The organism is Streptomyces sp. NPDC046925 (assembly GCF_040644915.1).
Taxonomy (GTDB): Bacteria; Actinomycetota; Actinomycetes; order Streptomycetales; family Streptomycetaceae; genus Streptomyces.
Window position 1 is genome coordinate 256878 of the sequence record NZ_JBEYWZ010000006.1, and the last position, 16155, is coordinate 273032.

Sequence of the window (16155 nt, forward strand, 5' to 3'; positions counted from 1 at the left end):
TGTGTCCGGCGTTCCATAGGGGTACAACGAGTTGCCCCCAGCAAACATTCCCTACGCTAAAGAAATTTTTCGACAGACTAATTACTCACGAGTAGCGAGATCGGTTGTGTTCGCTGCGTGACCAACGGGACAATGAAGGCGATGAACGACGAGATCGAGATCACCGCCATCAGCGCCCAGCTGGAGCGCGCCAACGGACTCCTCGAGCGCGTGCTCGCCGAGGTGGCGAAGACGCCGTCCACGCACGCGATCTTCGTCGACGCCGGGTACGTATACGCGGCGGCGGGGCGGCTCGCGGTGGGCACGGAGGACCGGCGGGCCTTCGACCTGGACGCGGAGGGTCTGATCGAGGCGTTCATCGACAAGGCGCGCACGATCTTCGCGGACAGCCGTCTGCTGCGCGTGTACTGGTACGACGGTGCGCGGCGCCGCATCCACACGGTGGAGCAGCAGTCGATCGCCGAGCTGCCCGACGTCAAGGTGCGCCTGGGCAACCTCAACGCGAACAACCAGCAGAAGGGCGTGGACTCCCTCATCCGTACGGACCTGGAGTCACTCGCCCGGCACCGCGCGATCAGCGACGCGGCGCTGATCGGCGGCGACGAGGACCTGGTCTCGGCGGTGGAGGCCGCGCAGGGGTACGGCGCGCGGGTGCATCTGTGGGGCATCGAGGCGTCCGAGGGCCGCAATCAGGCGGAGCCGCTGCTGTGGGAGGTCGACAGCCAGCGCACGTTCGACCTCGACTTCTTCAAGCCGTACGTGTCCCGGCGCAGCGTCACGATGTCGTACGAGACGGCGGGCACGCCCCGGCCGCCCCGCGACGACGTGCGGTTCGTGGGCGCGCAGATCGCCGCGAAGTGGCTGGCCGCGCGGGGGCGCGAGGCGCTGGTGGACCTGCTGCCGGGCCATCCGTATCTGCCGGGGTCGGTGGACCAGGAGCTCCTGGTGGAGGCCGAGAAGCTGCTCGCGTACTCGCTGCGGGGGCAGTCGGATCTGCGGCGGGCGCTGCGGGACGGCTTCTGGGAGCACCTGCAGACGCAGTACTAGGGCCCCGGGGCCTAGCGGGCGGTGCTGCCCGGCTGGTCCCGGGACTGGTCCCAGAAGGCGATGAGGGCGGCGGCGGTCTCGGCGGGGCGGTCGGTGTTGGGGGAGTGCTCGGCGCCGCCGATGACCGTGCGGTGGGCCGCGAGACGCCGGGCCATCTCGTCGAGCCAGGGGACGGGCCAGGTGTCGTCGCGCTCGCCGGAGATGACGTGTTTGCGCAGGGGCAGGGCGGCGAGCTCCGTGACGCGGTCCGGCTCGACGCAGAGTTGCTTGCCGGTCGCGATGAGCTGGGCGGGGCTGTGCCGCAGCCAGCGCTCGCGCAGGGCGTCACCGTCGACGTCGGTGTCCTCGGGCGGATCGAAGGCCTGGATGGCGGCCCAGGCCTCGGCCATCGACATCACGGCCAGTGCGTCCGCCAGCATCTTGGCGCGGGCCTGCTGCGGGGGTGAGATGGCGGCGGGGCCCGATGCCATGAGGGTGAGCGAGGCGAAGGTCTCCGCGGGGGCACTGAGGACGGCGGCGCGGGCGATCTGGCCTCCGAGGGAGTGGCCTAGGAGGTGGAGCGGGGTGCTGAGGGTGCCGTCGGCCTGAGGCGGCGCGTCGGCCTCGGAGGGTTCGTTGGTCCGGGTGAGCGCGTCTGCCTCGGAGGGTTTGTCGGCTCGGGTGAGCGCGTCTGCCTGGGCGAGTACGTCCTGGGCCAACTCGCCCTGCGCGTATGGGGTTTCGTCCTTCTCGGGGCCCTGGGTCTCGTACTGCCCGCGGCCGTCGACGGCTACCGCGCGATACCCGGCATCCGAGAGGGGCCTAAGCAGGGCGATGAAGTCCTCCTTGCTCCCGGTGAAGCCGGGGAGCAGCAGAACGGTGCCTGTGGCCTCGCCGGCCGGGCGGGCGTCCAGGACGGCGAAGTCGCCGCGCACGGTCCTCAGACGCCGCGCGTCGACGCCGGGGGGCGGGGTGAAGGTCGGGGGCCTGCTCATGCCCTTGAGGCTATCCGCAGCCGCGGGGCGCTGCGCTGGGCGGGGGCGGGGTGCGGGGTGCCCTTGGGTTGCGCCCTGCTCTCCACCGACCCGGCGCTTCGCGCCGGACGTCTCCCACCCACCCGTTTACCCCGTGGCCTGGCCGGCGGTTGTGTGAGGGGACGCGGAAGGCCCGGCGCCTCCGTCAGGGGAGGGCCGGGCCTTCTGCGTTATGACCTAGGGGAGCGCTCAGCTCTCCTCTGCCGGGGCAGCGACCGCCTTGCGCGTGCGGCGGCGGGGCTTGGTGACCGTGGGCTCCTCCGCGGCGACCGCCGGAGCCTCCGCAGCCTTGCGGGTGCGGCGACGGGGCTTGGCCTCCTCCGTGGGCTGAGCCGGGATCTCCGCCTCGACGGCCGACGCCGCGGTCTTGCGGGTGCGGCGCGGCTTGGTGGCGGGGGCCTCGGCCTCGACGGTGTCGACGACGGCCTCTGCTGCCTTGCGCGTGCGGCGGCGGGGCTTGGCCTCGGTCTCAGTGGCTTGGGCTGCCTCGACGACCGGCTCCGCGGTCTTGCGGGTGCGGCGCGGCTTCGTGGCGGCGGGAGCTTCGGCCTCGACGGTGTCGACGACGGCCTCCGCTGCCTTGCGCGTGCGGCGGCGCGGCTTGGTCTCCGTCGCCGTGACCTCGGCTGCCTCCACGACCGGCTCCGCAGCCTTGCGGGTGCGGCGCGGCTTCGTGGCGGCGGGGGCCTCGGCCTCGACCGTGTCGACCACGGTCTCCGCGGCCTCCGCTGCCTTGCGCGTACGGCGGCGGGGCTTGGTGGCGGGGGCCTCGGCCTCGGGGGCTTCGGTCACCTCGGCCACCGGCTCCGCGGCCTTACGGGTACGGCGGCGCGGCTTCGTGGCGGGAGCCTCGGCCTCGGCCTCGGGCGCCGCCGTCTCCACCGCCTCGACGGTGTCGACCACGGCCTCAGCGGCCTCCGAACCGCCGCGCGTGCGACGACGGCGGCGCGGCGTACGCGGCTCCGTCGGCTCGGCCACGGGGGCCGCGGCGGGGGCTGCGGCCTCGGTCACTGGCGCGGCCTGCGTGGACGGCGCCTCCAGCGGCGTGCCCGAACGCGTGCGGCGGCGACGGCGCGGCGTACGCGCCTCACGGGGCTCGCGCGGCTCGCGCTCCGGCTCGGCGGCGCGGTTCCGGTCGCGGCCACCGCGACCGCGCGGGCCACCCTTGCCGCCCGTCTCGCCGAGGTCCTCGATCTCCTCGGCACGCAGGCCGGCGCGGGTCCGCTCGGCGCGCGGCAGGATGCCCTTCGTGCCCGCCGGGATGTTCAGCTCCTCGTACAGGTGAGGAGAGCTGGAGTACGTCTCGACCGGGTCGTTGAAGCCGAGGTTCAGCGCCTTGTTGATCAGCTGCCAGCGCGGGATGTCGTCCCAGTCGACCAGCGTGATCGCGATGCCCTTGGCGCCCGCACGGCCCGTACGGCCGATGCGGTGCAGGTAGGTCTTCTCGTCCTCGGGGGACTGGTAGTTGATGACGTGCGTCACGCCGCCGACGTCGATGCCGCGCGCGGCGACGTCCGTGCAGACGAGCACGTCCACCTTGCCGTTGCGGAACGCGCGCAGCGCCTGCTCGCGGGCGCCCTGCCCGAGGTCGCCGTGCACGGCACCCGAGGCGAAGCCGCGCTTTTCGAGCTGCTCGGCGATGTCGGCGGCGGTCCGCTTCGTACGGCAGAAGATCATCGCGAGTCCGCGGCCCTCGGCCTGCAGGATGCGCGAGACCATCTCGGGCTTGTCCATGTTGTGCGCGCGGTACACGTGCTGCTTCGTGTTCGCGACGGTCTGGCCCTCGTCGTCCGGCGCGGTGGCGCGGATGTGCGTGGGCTGCGACATGTACCGGCGGGCGAGGCCGATGACCGCGCCCGGCATGGTCGCCGAGAACAGCATCGTCTGGCGCTTCACCGGCAGCATGTTGATGATCCGCTCGACGTCGGGCAGGAAGCCCAGGTCGAGCATCTCGTCGGCCTCGTCGAGGACCAGGCACTTGATGTGCTTGAGGTTGAGCTTCTTCTGGCCCGCGAGGTCGAGCAGACGGCCGGGCGTGCCGACGACGATGTCGATGCCCTTCTTGAGGGCCTCGACCTGCGGCTCGTACGCACGGCCGCCGTATATGGCGAGGACGCGTACGTTACGGGCCTTGCCCGCCGTCAGGAGGTCGTTCGTGACCTGCTGGCAGAGCTCACGCGTGGGGACGACGATGAGCGCCTGCGGGGCGTCGGTCAGCTGCTCGGGCTTGGCCCGGCCCGCCTCGACGTCCGCGGGGACGGTGACGCGCTCCAGGAGCGGCAGTCCGAAGCCGAGCGTCTTGCCGGTGCCGGTCTTGGCCTGGCCGATGACGTCGGTCCCGGAGAGCGCCACGGGCAGCGTCATCTCTTGGATGGGGAAAGGGCTGGTGATGCCGACGGCTTCAAGGGCCTCGGCCGTCTCGGAAAGAATCCCGAGATCGCGGAAAGTCGTAGTCAGAGCATTGCCTCTTCTGTGAGACGCGGCCCGAGGCGAACGCTGGGGGTCGTGACCGTGCCACTACCGCCGGCTGCTTGGGGGGCGGGGCCGGGGGCGCGGGACCACTGCCTGCGCTCGAGCGCTCGTACCGCTGAGGTTCCCTCCTCGTGCCGTCCGCACTGTGCGGGCCGCCTGGAGGGCTGTCGGGTCGGAGCCGATCGGGCCTCCGACCGGGCATCCTCATTCGTACGGCCCGACGAATATTCGGCGGGCGCATTACCACTGTACCCCGGAATCTCGCAGCCGTGTCTGGCGAATTCGTCACGTAGCCGTCGTCACAGTCACTGACCAGGCCCTTACACGTTGCTGCGAGCGGGCTATTGTGCGGTTTATGGAGACGCCTGACACCGCCGCTGACACACCTGCCGAACCCACCGGAATCGCCGCCCTGGACTGGAAGGCCGCCGCCGACGAGCCGCACTACCGCGCCGCGGTCGTGGATCTGCTCGGAGCGCTCGCCTACGGAGAGCTCGCGGCGTTCGAGCGGCTCGCGGAGGACGCGAAGCTGGCGCCGACGCTCGGCGACAAGGCGGAGCTGGCGAAGATGGCGTCGGCGGAGTTTCACCACTTCGAGCAGTTGCGGGACCGGCTCACGGCGATCGGCGCGGACGCGACCGAGGCGATGGAGCCCTTCGTGGCCGCGCTCGACGGCTTCCACCGTCAGACTGCGCCGTCCGACTGGCTGGAGGGCCTGGTCAAGGCGTACGTGGGTGACTCGATCGCCAGTGACTTCTACCGCGAGGTGGCGGCGCGGCTCGACGTCGACACCCGGCGTCTCGTCCTCGGCGTGCTCGACGACACGGGGCACGCGAGCTTCGCCGTGGAGAAGGTACGTGCCGCGATCGAGGCGGACCCGCGGGTGGGCGGACGGCTCGCGCTGTGGGCGCGGCGGCTGATGGGCGAGGCGCTTTCGCAGTCGCAGCGGGTGGTCGCCGACCGGGACGCCCTGTCGACCATGCTGGTCGGGGGCGTCGCCGATGGGTTCGACCTTGCCGAGGTCGGGCGGATGTTCTCGCGGATCACCGAGGCGCACACGAAGCGGATGGCTGCGCTGGGCCTCGCCGCGTAGTCGCGGGGCTCCAGGGGGCGGGGACTGGGGGCGCCGTTGTTCTGCGGGTTCGCCTTCCCTGCGGGTCGGTCGTGGCTTGGCGCGCAGTTCCCCGCGCCCCTTGCGGGGCGTGCAGGTGGTTCTTGCTTGTGCGGGTGCGTCGTGGCCGGTCGCGCAGTTCCTCGCGCCCCTACGGGGCGCCCCTACGCCGTCGCTGAGCGACGGCGTACTCGGCTGCGGGTGGGGCGGAGCAGGAGTGAGAGCAGGGCCGCTGCCACGGCGACCGCGCCCGCGAGTGTGCCGGCGGCGTGGCCCGCGCCGAGGGCCATGTGGGCGACGATGGCGCCGATCACGCCGCCCGCCGCGCCGGTCGACAGGACCAGGCTGCGTGCGGGGAGCCGGTGGGCCAGTCGGTGGGCCGCGGCCCACGCCAGGGCGAAACCGAGCAGTGCAGCGCCGAGTGCTTCCAGAATCACAGGGTGTCCCTCCCTCGCGGCCAGGTGCAAAACGGTCGTAGCCGGTATTACCCCCGGAGCCCGGAATGCAATCCTCCAGGTCCGCTCGACTCCTCCGTGCGGGGAGAGTCGACGGCGCGTCAACGCAAAGGAACGGCCCGGTGGTTCGCAACCACCGGGCCGTTCCCGTTTTCTCGTTCTGCGTGCAGCGCCTTGGACTACAGGGCGCTGAAGCCCACCTTGCGTGCGGTCGGCTCGCCGAGCTCGACGTACGCGAGGCGGTCGGCCGGAACCAGGACCTTGCGGCCGTGGTCGTCCACGAGGCTCAGCAGCGGCGACTTGCCGGTCAGCGCCTCGGACACCGCGTGCTCGACTTCCTCGGCGCTCTGGCCGCTCTCCAGCACGATCTCGCGGGGCGCGTACTGCACGCCGATCTTGACCTCCACGGCTTTGTCCCTCCGACGGTCAGTGATGTGCGCGGCCGTCCGCGCCGTACTCAGCACACATTAGCCCGGTGAAGCGATGCGTACGCTTCGCCGCTGCACGCCAGTAGCGAACAGGGACCGGGAACAGAATGCCGGAACGAGGAATCCGGGTCAGTGGCCGTCCACGCCGTGCAGCGGGAAGCCCGCGATACCGCGCCAGGCCAGCGAGGTCAGCAGTTCCACCGCCTTCTCGCGCGGGACCGTGCTGTCGCTCGCGAGCCAGTACCTGGCGACGACCTGTGAGTAGCCGCCGAGGCCCACGGCGAGCAGCATCGCCTCGTCACGGGGCAGCCCCGTGTCCTCGGCGATGACCTCGCAGATCGCCTCCGCGCACTGGAGCGTCACCCGGTCCACGCGCTCGCGGACCGCGGCCTCGTTCGTCAGGTCGGACTCGAAGACCAGCCGGAAAGCGCCGCCCTCGTCCTCCACGTACGCGAAGTAGGCGTCCATCGTGGCCGCCACGCGCAGCTTGTTGTCCGACGTCGAGGCAAGTGCCGTACGGACGGACTGGAGCAGTGATTCGCAGTGCTGGTCGAGCAGGGCGAGGTAGAGGTCGAGCTTGCCGGGGAAGTGCTGATACAGCACCGGCTTGCTGACTCCGGCCCGCTCGGCGATGTCGTCCATCGCCGCCGCGTGATATCCCTGCGCGACGAAGACCTCCTGCGCCGCGCCCAGCAACTGATTGCGTCGGGCACGACGCGGCAGGCGTGTGCCCCGCGGGCGCGCTGCCTCTGTCTGCTCGATGGCTGTCACGCCGCCTCCCATGATCGTGAATGTGCGGTGTGCGCCGCGCGGCCATCGTACTTTTCGGTAACCGTGATGTGCGCGGTACGAGCTGAGAATTTCACGGACTGGATGACCGGGAAAGCCGTGCGTAGCAGGGCAAACACGGGCAGCTCAGCGGTAGTCGTCTTCGTCGATGCTGACGACGCGGGCCTGTTCGGCCAGGTCGGCCTCGTTGGCCGCGGCCGTATCCACGTCCCGCAAGGAGTCGTCCTCGCGCGGCGCGAGATCGGTCTGCTGCTCCGCGGCATCGGCCTCGGGTGCCTCGGGGCTCTGGTCGGCGATTTCGGGGGTCTCCCCGGCCTCGAAGGTCTCGGGGTCGGACGGATCGACGGTCATCGTGGCTCTCTTCCCTAGCGGACTAGTGGTGCGAGTGCCCGGTTCACCTTCTTCTATCTCTCTATCTACGAGCCTAGGAGACGGCTGGAGCGGGCGCTATGCGATCTCTGTGGGAGCTCTGTGCGATCTTTGGACGACCTTCGCGCGACATCGGCTGGATCTGTGACTGCGAACACATGAACCACCGTGTGATCGTCTCGTAACATTGCCGCATGTCTTCGACCGATCTGCCGCATGTGATCGCCGCCTCCGTCGCACCCAAACCGGGTGCCGTCGCGGTCGCGGCGGGCGAGCGGCTCGACTCGGTCACCCTGCCGGGGCTCACGCTTTCCGTGCGGTCAAGGCCGTCCGTCCGCGAAGGACTGCCGCCCGCGCTGTTCGTGCACGGGCTCGGCGGCTCGTCCCAGAACTGGTCGGCCCTGATGCCGCTGCTCGAGGACGTCGTCGACTGTGCGGCGGTCGACCTGCCGGGGTTCGGCGACTCGCCGCCGCCGGACGACGGCAACTATTCGGTCACGGGGCACGCGCGCGCGGTCATCCGTTATCTGGACGCGCGCGACGACGCGCCCGTGCACCTGATCGCCAATTCGCTGGGCGGCGCGATCGCGACCCGCGTGGCCGCCGTCCGCCCCGACCTGGTCCGCACCCTCACGCTGATCTCGCCCGCGCTCCCGGAGCTCCGGGTGCAGCGCACGGCACTGCCGACCGGGCTCCTCGCGGTGCCCGGAGTGGCGAGCCTGTTCACCCGGCTCACCAAGGACTGGACGGCCGAGCAGCGGGTCAGCGGCGTCATGGCACTCTGTTACGGCGATCCGGGCCGGGTCTCCTCCGAGGGGTACAGCGCGGCCGTGCGGGAGATGGAGCGCAGGCTCGCCCTTCCGTACATGTGGGACGCGATGGCACGCTCGGCACGCGGCATCGTGAACGCGTACACGCTGGGCGGCCAGCAGGGGCTGTGGCGGCAGGCCGAGCGGGTGCTCGCGCCGACGCTGCTCGTCTACGGCGGCCGGGACCTGCTCGTCTCGTACCGTATGGCGCGCAAGGCCGCCGCGGCGTTCCGTGACTCGCGGCTGCTCACCCTGCCGGACGCGGGACATGTGGCGATGATGGAGTATCCGGATACGGTGGCCACGGCATTCCGCGAACTGCTCGCGGACACGGACGAATTGCACGCATCCGGTCAGTCGGACGCAGGGAGCTGAGGCGGCGAGTGGGACGTCATAGCCGCCGGGGTTCGACCGACCTCGCCGACAACACGGGCAGCACGGACACCACCGACATAGCGTCATCGCAGGGCGTACGGACGCCGGGTCCCGGCACGGGGCGCCGCAGACGAGCCCCCGGCGACGGCGGCACGCCCGCGCACGGGGTCCCGCAGGCCACGCCTCCGCGCGGAGTCCCGCAGGCCACTCCTCCGCATGGCTCGCCGCATGTCCGCGGCGGGCATCCCGAGCAGCGCGAGCCGGGCGGCGGCTGGGGATCCGGGCCGCACACGGGCGCCGTCCACGGAGTGCCGGGTGCGCGGACCGCGCCGCCCCGTATGCCGGGGCCCCGCCGTGAGTACGTGGACGCGTTCGACGGCGAGCACGACGAGGACGCCCGCTTCAACAGCGGTGCGACACCAGCGGTAAAGGGCGCGACGGTCGGCCCGCCCCGCGACCCGTACGCCTCCGTCACCGACTGGGGCCGCGCGGTCGACGAGGACGAGGAGGCGCACCGAGAGCTCTGGTCCGACGCCGACGGCTCGGACGGCCCCGGCGATGTCGCGGACGACGAGGCGCAGGACGGCAAGCCGGGCGGCAGGGGCCGCACCTTCACCGGGATCGCCGCGGCCGCCGTCACCACCGTTCTCGCGGTCGTCGTGGCCGGTCAGGTGACCGACGGGCCGGCGGATTCCGCCCCCAAGACGCGGGCCGCGGAGGGCCAGGAGCAGCGTGCCGCGGGTGAGGACGCGTCCCGCTCGGACGACCGGCCCACGCCCCCGGAGTCCGCCCCGGCGACGTACGAGGCGAAGATGGCGAAGAAGTATCCGCTGGACGCCAAGCTCACGGCGTCCGGTGACTTCGAGGCGATGGCCGGGTTCGACAAGGCGCCCGGCAAGGGGCAGAAGTTCCGCTACCGCGTCGACGTCGAGAAGGGCATGGGTCTGGACGGCGAGCTGTTCGCCTCGGCCGTGCAGAAGACCCTGAACGACGACCGGAGCTGGGCGCACGGCGGCGGCCGGACCTTCGAGCGGATCTCTTCGGGGAAGCCCGATTTCGTCATCACGCTCGCGAGCCCGGGGACGACCGGGAAGTGGTGCGCGAAGTCCGGTCTCGACACCCTCCAGCAGAACGTCTCCTGTGACTCCGCGGCCACGGACCGCGTCATGATCAACGCCTATCGGTGGGCGCAGGGCGCCAAGACCTACGGCGACCGCATCTACCCCTACCGGCAGATGCTGATCAACCACGAGGTCGGTCACCGGCTCGGCTTCAACCACACGGACTGCACGAAGGACGGCCAGCTCGCGCCGGTCATGCAGCAGCAGACGAAGTTCCTCGACCACGACGGAATCAAGTGCAAGGCCAACCCCTGGGCTTTTCCCAAAAGTTGAGCTCAAGGGCTGAGACAGAAGTGATCGGAATGCGGTCGCTTTTCGATCGGCAGCTTTGACATCCGCCGCAAGTTCGTTCATATTTCTCCGCATGTCGCCTCGTCACGCCTCCTCGCGCGCAGCCCTTGAGCTGGCGCTCTTCGGCGTGACCGCGCTCTGCGTGTCCGACATTCACTGTTGCTGACGCCCGCCCCTGGCGTGTGCGTCGCTTTCTCATGACCTTTTCGCGGTCCTGACCTTTCTCGGCGACCCCGGGGCGAGCTCTGCTCTCTTTCCCTGCTGGCTGCTGCCGTACGTCCGTGCGCGCAGCGCTCCCGAGAGGTCCCCGCATCATGCGTCAACCGTCCGTCATAGCCCGCCGCGTGGCAGCGGCATCCGTCAGCCTCGTCCTGGCAGCGGGCGCCGCCGCCTGCGCGGGCCCCGAGGACGCCGGGGGCAAGGGCGCCGGGAGTGCCGACGGCAAGCCCGCGAAGGGCGGCACGCTCACCGTCCTCAACAGCGACCCGCAGGTCGACTTCGACCCGGCGCGGCTCTACACCTCCGGCGGCGGCAACGTCCCCTCGCTCGTCTTCCGCACCCTGACCACCCGCAATCGCGAGGACGGCGCCAAGGGCTCGGAGGTCGTGCCGGACCTCGCCACCGACCTCGGCAAGTCGAACAAGAACGCCACGGTGTGGACGTACACCCTCAAGAAGGGCCTCAAGTACGAGGACGGCTCGCCGATCACCTCCGCCGACATCAAGTACGGTATCGAGCGCTCCTTCGCCGGTGAACTCTCCGGCGGCGCGCCCTACTTGAGGGACTGGCTGATCGGCGGCGACAAGTACGCCGGGCCCTACAAGGACAAGGGCGGGCTCGACTCCATCGAGACCCCGGACGAGCGGACGATCGTCTTCCGGCTCAACAAGCCCGAGGGCGAATTCCCCTATCTGGCGACGCAGACGCAGTTCACGCCCGTCCCCAAGAGCAAGGACAAGGGCACCAAGTACGAGGAGCACCCCGTCTCCTCGGGCCCGTACAAGGTCGTGAAGAACGAGAACGACGGCGAGCGCCTCACCCTGGAGCGCAACCCGCACTGGTCGGCGAAGACCGACCCCGAGCGCAAGGCCTACCCGGACAAGATCGACGTGCGGTCCGGCCTCAACTCCTCCGTCATCAACCAGCGGCTCTCGGCGGGCCAGGGCTCGGACGCCGCCGCCGTCACCACCGACACGAACCTCGGCCCCGCCGAACTCGCCAAGGTCACCGGCGACAAGGCCCTCGCCTCGCGCGTCGGCACCGGGCACTTCGGATACACGAACTACCTCGCCTTCAACCCGAAGGTGAAGCCCTTCGACGACCCGAAGGTCCGCCAGGCGATCTCGTACGCCGTCGACCGGTCGTCCGTCGTCAACGCGGCAGGCGGCTCGTCGCTCGCCGAGCCCGCGACCACGTACCTGCCGAACCAGAAGTCCTTCGGATACACGAAGTACGACCACTTCCCGGCGGGCAAGTCCGGCAACCCGAAGAAGGCCAAGCAGCTCCTGGAGGAAGCCGGTCACAAGGACGGGCTCACCATCACGCTGACCCACTCCAACGCCAAGGACTTCGAGACGAGCCCGGAGATCGCCACGTCGATCCAGGACGCCCTGAAGAAGGCCGGGATCACCGTCAAGCTCCAGGGCCTCGAGGACAACGACTACAAGGACAAGATCCACAGCGCCAAGGACGAGCCCGGTCTCTTCCTCGCGCACTGGGGTGCCGACTGGCCCTCCGGCGGTCCCTTCCTCGCCCCGATCTTCGACGGCCGGCAGATCGTGAAGGACGGCGCCAACTTCAACACCGGATTCCTGGACGACACGTCCGTCAACGACGAGATCGACGAGATCAACAAGCTCACCGACCTCGAGGCGGCCGCGAAGCGCTGGGGCGCCCTCGACAAGAAGATCGGCGAGCAGGCCCTGACCGTGCCGCTCTTCCACCCGGTCTACAAGCGCCTGTACGGCAAGGACGTCAAGAACATCGTGATCAGTGACTGGACGGGCGTCCTCGACGTCTCGCAGGTCGCGGTCAAGTAAGGGCTAGCGGTCACATCACCATGAGCGAGGCCCTGTTGGCCTCGGGAGCGGGGACGGGCGCCACGGCGCCCGCCCCGACTTCCGGAGCCCGTCAGTTCTGGCGGCGGCTGCGCACGCAGCGCGCCGCCCTCGTCGCGGCGGTCGTCGTCGCGCTGCTCGTCCTGGTCGCGCTCGCCGCGCCGCTGCTCACCGCCGTGGAGGGCCAGGACCCCAGTACCTACCACCCCGACCTCATCGACTCCGGGCGCGGCGGCGTGCCGATCGGCTCGTTCGGCGGGATCAGCGCCGAGCACTGGCTCGGCGTCGAACCGCAGACCGGGCGTGACCTGTTCGCCCGGCTCGTGTACGGCGCGCGGGTCTCCCTCGGGGTCGCCTTCGCCGCGACCCTCGTGCAGGTGCTCCTCGGCGTCGGCATCGGCATCGCGGCCGGTCTCGGCAACCGCCTGGTCGACCAGGTGCTCAGCCGCGCCACCGACGTCATCGTCGCCATGCCGCTGATGATCCTCTCGCTCGCCCTGATGGCGATCGTGCCGAGCGGATTCCCGCGCCCCGCCCTGGTCGCCCTCGTCATCGGGCTCGTCGCCTGGGGCAGCACGGCCAAGATCGTCCGTGCGCAGACCATCACCCTCAAGGAGCTCGACTACGTGGCCGCCGCCCGGCTCAGCGGCTGGAGCACCTGGCGCATCGCGCGCCGCGAACTCCTGCCGGGGCTCGCCGCACCCGTCATCACGTACGCGGCGCTGCTGGTCCCGCTGAACATCACGGTCGAGGCCGCGCTCTCCTTCCTCGGCGTCGGCGTCAAACCGCCGACCGCCTCCTGGGGACAGATGCTGACCTCGGCCGACATCTGGTACCAGGCCGCGCCGCAGTACCTCCTGCTGCCCGCGGGGGCGCTGTTCGTGACGGTGCTCGCGCTGACCGTCCTCGGGGACGGCGTACGGACCGCGCTCGATCCACGGGCCGCGTCGCGGCTGCGGATCGGCACCGGACAGAAGCGGGAGGGCAAGGCATGAGCGGCCTCCGCCACAGCATGAGCGGCCTCCGCAACGGCATGAGCGGCCTCGGCCAGGGCATGACCGGCTTCCTCCTGCGGCGCGCGGTCGGCGCCCTGGTCACGCTGCTCGCCATCTCCGTGATCATCTACGCGGTCTTCTACGTCGCTCCCGGCGACGTCGCCCAGATCACCTGCGGGCCGCGCTGCTCACCGGCCCAGGTGGCCCAGGTGACCGAGCAACTGCGGCTGGACGATCCGGTGTACGTCCGCTACTGGGACTTCCTCCAGGGCATCTTCGCGGGCCAGGACTACTCGACGGGCACGGGCACCGAGCACTGCGACGCCCCCTGCCTCGGGCTCTCCTACCAGAGCGACCAGCAGGTCACCCAGCTGATCCTGGCGAAGCTCCCGGTCACCGGGTCGCTCGCGATCGGCGCCATGGTGATGTGGCTGATCCTCGGCGTCGGCACCGGCGTCCTGTCCGCCTGGCGGCGCGGGCGCGTCACCGAGCGCGTCCTGACCGCCGTCACGCTCGCGGGCACCGCCACCCCCGTCTTCGTCATCGGCCTGCTCCTGATGATCGTGGTCTGCGGCCAGCTGAACTGGCTGCCCTTCCCGCAGTACGTTCCGTTCACCGACGACCCCCAGCAGTGGGCGTGGAACCTGCTCCTGCCCTGGCTGTCCCTGGCGCTGATCGAGGCCGCCAAGTACGCGCGCCTCACCCGCGCCTCGATGCTGGAGACCCTCGCCGACGACCACGTACGGACGTTTCGCGCGTACGGCGTCGGGGAGCGCTCGATCATCGGCAAGCACGCCCTGCGCGGCGCGATCGCCCCGGTCATCGCGCTCAGCGCCAATGACTTCGGGTCGCTGTTCGGCGGCGCCGTGCTCAGCGAGACGCTCTTCGGCCTGCCCGGCATGGGGCGCGAACTCGTGCACGCGGTCAAGGTCGTCGATCTGCCGGTCGTGGTCGGCATGGTCCTGGTGACCGGCTTCTTCGTAGTGCTCGCCAACGCCGTCGCGGACGTCCTCTACGCGGTGGCCGACCGAAGGGTGGTCCTCTCATGAGCCTCGCCGGTCTCGTTCAAGTGACCGACCTGGTGGTCGACTTCGGGGAGACCCGCGCCGTCGACCGGGTCTCCTTCACGCTGGAGAAGGGCGCCGCTCTCGGCCTCGTCGGCGAGTCGGGGTCCGGCAAGAGCACGGTGGCCTCCGCGCTGCTCGGGCTCCACCGGGGCACGGGCGCGCACGTCGGCGGCGAGGTGCGGGTCGGCGGCATCGACGTACAGGAGGCGTCCGGTCAGGAGCTTCGGCGGTTGCGGGGCGGGAAGGCGGCGATGGTCTTCCAGGACCCGCTCTCGTCCCTCGACCCGTACTACGCGGTGGGCGACCAGATCGCCGAGGTGTACCGCGTGCACACCGGAGCCTCCCGCAGGGCGGCACGCGCGCGTGCCGTCGACGTGCTCGACCGGGTGGGCATCCCGGACGCGGCGCGCAGGGCGCGGTCCAGGCCGCACGAGTTCAGCGGCGGCATGCGCCAGCGCGCGCTCATCGCCATGGCGCTCGCCTGCGAACCCGAACTCCTGATCGCCGACGAGCCGACGACCGCCCTGGATGTCACCGTGCAGGCCCAGATCCTCGACCTGCTGCACGCCCTGCGGGCCGAGACCGGCATGGGACTGCTCCTGGTCACCCATGACGTGGGCGTGGCGGCGGAGAGCGTCGACGACGTCCTGGTCATGCGGTACGGCAGGGCCGTCGAGCGCGGGCCCGTGCGCGAGATCCTGGGGGCGCCCCGGGAGGCCTACACGCGGGAGCTGCTCGGGGCGGTGCCGCGGGTGGACTCGCCGCGGGAGGCGTCGGCACCCGCGCGGGGCGACGTCGTGCTCGAAGCGGATGGGCTGCGGCGGGAGTTCGGGCGGGGCAAGCGCGCGTTCGCCGCGGTCGACGGGGTGTCGCTCACGGTCCGCCGGGGCGAGACGCTCGGGATCGTGGGGGAGAGCGGCAGTGGCAAGACGACCCTGGGGAGGATGCTCGTGGGGCTGCTCGATCCCACGGCGGGGGAGATCCGCCACGGGGGCGATCCGGCGCCGGGCGGCGTACGGGCCGGGGTGCAGATGGTGTTCCAGGACCCCGTCTCCTCGCTCAATCCGCGCCGCGGCATCGGGGAGTCCATCGCCGATCCGCTGCGCGCCAAGGGAGAGCACGACGACTCCGTGGTGCGCGCTCGCGTGCGCGCCCTCATGGAGCGCGTCGGGCTTGATCCGGCGTACTACGGGCGCTATCCGCACGAGTTCAGCGGCGGCCAGCGGCAGCGCGTGGGGATCGCCCGGGCCCTTGCCACCGAGCCCCGGATCATCGTGTGCGACGAGCCGGTGTCGGCGCTCGACGTCACGACGCAGGCGCAGGTGACCGCGCTGCTCGCCGAACTCCAGGAGGAGCACGGACTCGCCCTCGTCTTCATCGCGCACGATCTCGCGGTGGTACGCCAGGTCAGCGACCGGGTCGCGGTGATGCGGCAGGGGCGGATCGTCGAGCAGGGCTCCGTCGACGAGGTGTACGGAGCGCCGCGGCAGGCGTACACGAAACAGCTGTTGGCGGCCGTGCCCGCACTCGACCCGGAGGCAGCGGCGCGGCGCCGTACGGCCCGCAGGGAGCTGGCCGCAGCTTAACGCTCGGTAGCGAAAGAGCGCTCTCCGAGCGTCATAGCGCGACGGAACGCAACCGGCGCGGGAAAGTTACGGCCGTTCACCCCTTTTGGTGGCGTGATGGACAACCGTCCATCACGCCACCTTCATGTCCGCATACGTTCGTCCCGCTGCGAGCCGCTGGTCCAACGGCG

The 16155-nt window shown here is 70.9% G+C and carries 15 protein-coding genes; 9 read left to right on the top strand and 6 right to left on the bottom strand.

Going from position 1 to position 16155, the window contains the following annotated elements; genetic code table 11:
* Positions 1 to 141 precede the first annotated feature (141 nt).
* On the top strand, positions 142 to 1047 hold the full coding sequence (locus ABZ906_RS25565; RefSeq protein WP_361386287.1) for an NYN domain-containing protein: 906 nt from the start codon (positions 142 to 144) through the stop codon (positions 1045 to 1047).
* A gap of 11 nt (positions 1048 to 1058) precedes the next feature.
* Here ABZ906_RS25565 and ABZ906_RS25570 read toward each other — a convergent pair whose 3' ends face one another.
* Together ABZ906_RS25570 and ABZ906_RS25575 are read right to left on the bottom strand one after the other, a co-directional pair.
* A complete protein-coding gene (locus ABZ906_RS25570; protein ID WP_361386290.1) occupies positions 1059 to 2021 on the bottom strand; it encodes an alpha/beta hydrolase in 963 nt (320 codons plus the stop codon).
* A gap of 228 nt (positions 2022 to 2249) precedes the next feature.
* Positions 2250 to 4424 (bottom strand): DEAD/DEAH box helicase, encoded by a 2175-nt coding sequence (locus tag ABZ906_RS25575; protein ID WP_361386293.1) that lies wholly within the window; start codon positions 4422 to 4424, stop codon positions 2250 to 2252.
* Between the two features lie 463 nt (positions 4425 to 4887).
* Here ABZ906_RS25575 and ABZ906_RS25580 point away from each other — a divergent pair, with 463 nt between their 5' ends.
* Positions 4888 to 5625: a ferritin-like fold-containing protein gene (locus ABZ906_RS25580; RefSeq protein WP_361386296.1), complete on the top strand. Its 738-nt coding sequence runs from the start codon at positions 4888 to 4890 to the stop codon at positions 5623 to 5625.
* A 182-nt stretch (positions 5626 to 5807) separates the two neighbouring features.
* Here the strand turns inward: ABZ906_RS25580 and ABZ906_RS25585 are convergent, their stop codons facing one another.
* From ABZ906_RS25585 to ABZ906_RS25600, 4 genes are all read right to left on the bottom strand, one after another.
* Complete coding sequence (locus ABZ906_RS25585; RefSeq protein ID WP_361181708.1) at positions 5808 to 6080, bottom strand: hypothetical protein; 273 nt, start codon at positions 6078 to 6080, stop codon at positions 5808 to 5810.
* Positions 6081 to 6277: 197 nt separating this feature from the next.
* Complete coding sequence (locus tag ABZ906_RS25590; protein WP_055565193.1) at positions 6278 to 6505, bottom strand: DUF3107 domain-containing protein; 228 nt, start codon at positions 6503 to 6505, stop codon at positions 6278 to 6280.
* 150 nt (positions 6506 to 6655) lie between these two features.
* Positions 6656 to 7297, bottom strand: coding sequence for a TetR/AcrR family transcriptional regulator (locus ABZ906_RS25595; RefSeq protein ID WP_361181705.1), 642 nt, complete (start codon positions 7295 to 7297; stop codon positions 6656 to 6658).
* A 144-nt stretch (positions 7298 to 7441) separates the two neighbouring features.
* The gene (locus ABZ906_RS25600) at positions 7442 to 7666 is read right to left on the bottom strand and encodes a hypothetical protein (protein ID WP_361181703.1); all 225 of its coding nucleotides are present in this window, start codon (positions 7664 to 7666) and stop codon (positions 7442 to 7444) included.
* A 212-nt stretch (positions 7667 to 7878) separates the two neighbouring features.
* Here ABZ906_RS25600 and ABZ906_RS25605 point away from each other — a divergent pair, with 212 nt between their 5' ends.
* The 7 genes from ABZ906_RS25605 to ABZ906_RS25635 all read left to right on the top strand — a co-directional run bounded on the left by ABZ906_RS25605 (position 7879) and on the right by ABZ906_RS25635 (position 15985).
* Positions 7879 to 8868 carry an alpha/beta hydrolase gene (locus tag ABZ906_RS25605; protein ID WP_361386299.1) on the top strand — a complete coding sequence of 330 codons (990 nt, stop codon included), beginning with the start codon at positions 7879 to 7881 and terminating at the stop codon, positions 8866 to 8868.
* Positions 8869 to 8876: 8 nt separating this feature from the next.
* Positions 8877 to 10262 carry a DUF3152 domain-containing protein gene (locus ABZ906_RS25610; protein WP_361386302.1) on the top strand — a complete coding sequence of 462 codons (1386 nt, stop codon included), beginning with the start codon at positions 8877 to 8879 and terminating at the stop codon, positions 10260 to 10262.
* A gap of 91 nt (positions 10263 to 10353) precedes the next feature.
* Positions 10354 to 10446, top strand: coding sequence for an Ms4533A family Cys-rich leader peptide (locus ABZ906_RS25615; protein WP_344520500.1), 93 nt, complete (start codon positions 10354 to 10356; stop codon positions 10444 to 10446).
* Positions 10447 to 10594: 148 nt separating this feature from the next.
* The gene (locus ABZ906_RS25620; RefSeq protein WP_361386305.1) at positions 10595 to 12319 is read left to right on the top strand and encodes an ABC transporter substrate-binding protein; all 1725 of its coding nucleotides are present in this window, start codon (positions 10595 to 10597) and stop codon (positions 12317 to 12319) included.
* A gap of 20 nt (positions 12320 to 12339) precedes the next feature.
* On the top strand, positions 12340 to 13332 hold the full coding sequence (locus ABZ906_RS25625; protein ID WP_361386308.1) for an ABC transporter permease: 993 nt from the start codon (positions 12340 to 12342) through the stop codon (positions 13330 to 13332).
* A gap of 59 nt (positions 13333 to 13391) precedes the next feature.
* Positions 13392 to 14381, top strand: a complete 990-nt coding sequence (locus tag ABZ906_RS25630) for an ABC transporter permease (protein WP_361182466.1) — start codon at positions 13392 to 13394, stop codon at positions 14379 to 14381.
* Entirely contained in the window at positions 14378 to 15985 is a 1608-nt protein-coding gene (locus ABZ906_RS25635; RefSeq protein WP_361386311.1) for an ABC transporter ATP-binding protein, read from the top strand. Before ABZ906_RS25630 ends, ABZ906_RS25635 begins: the two co-directional genes overlap by 4 nt.
* The last annotated feature ends 170 nt before the right edge of the window (positions 15986 to 16155 follow it).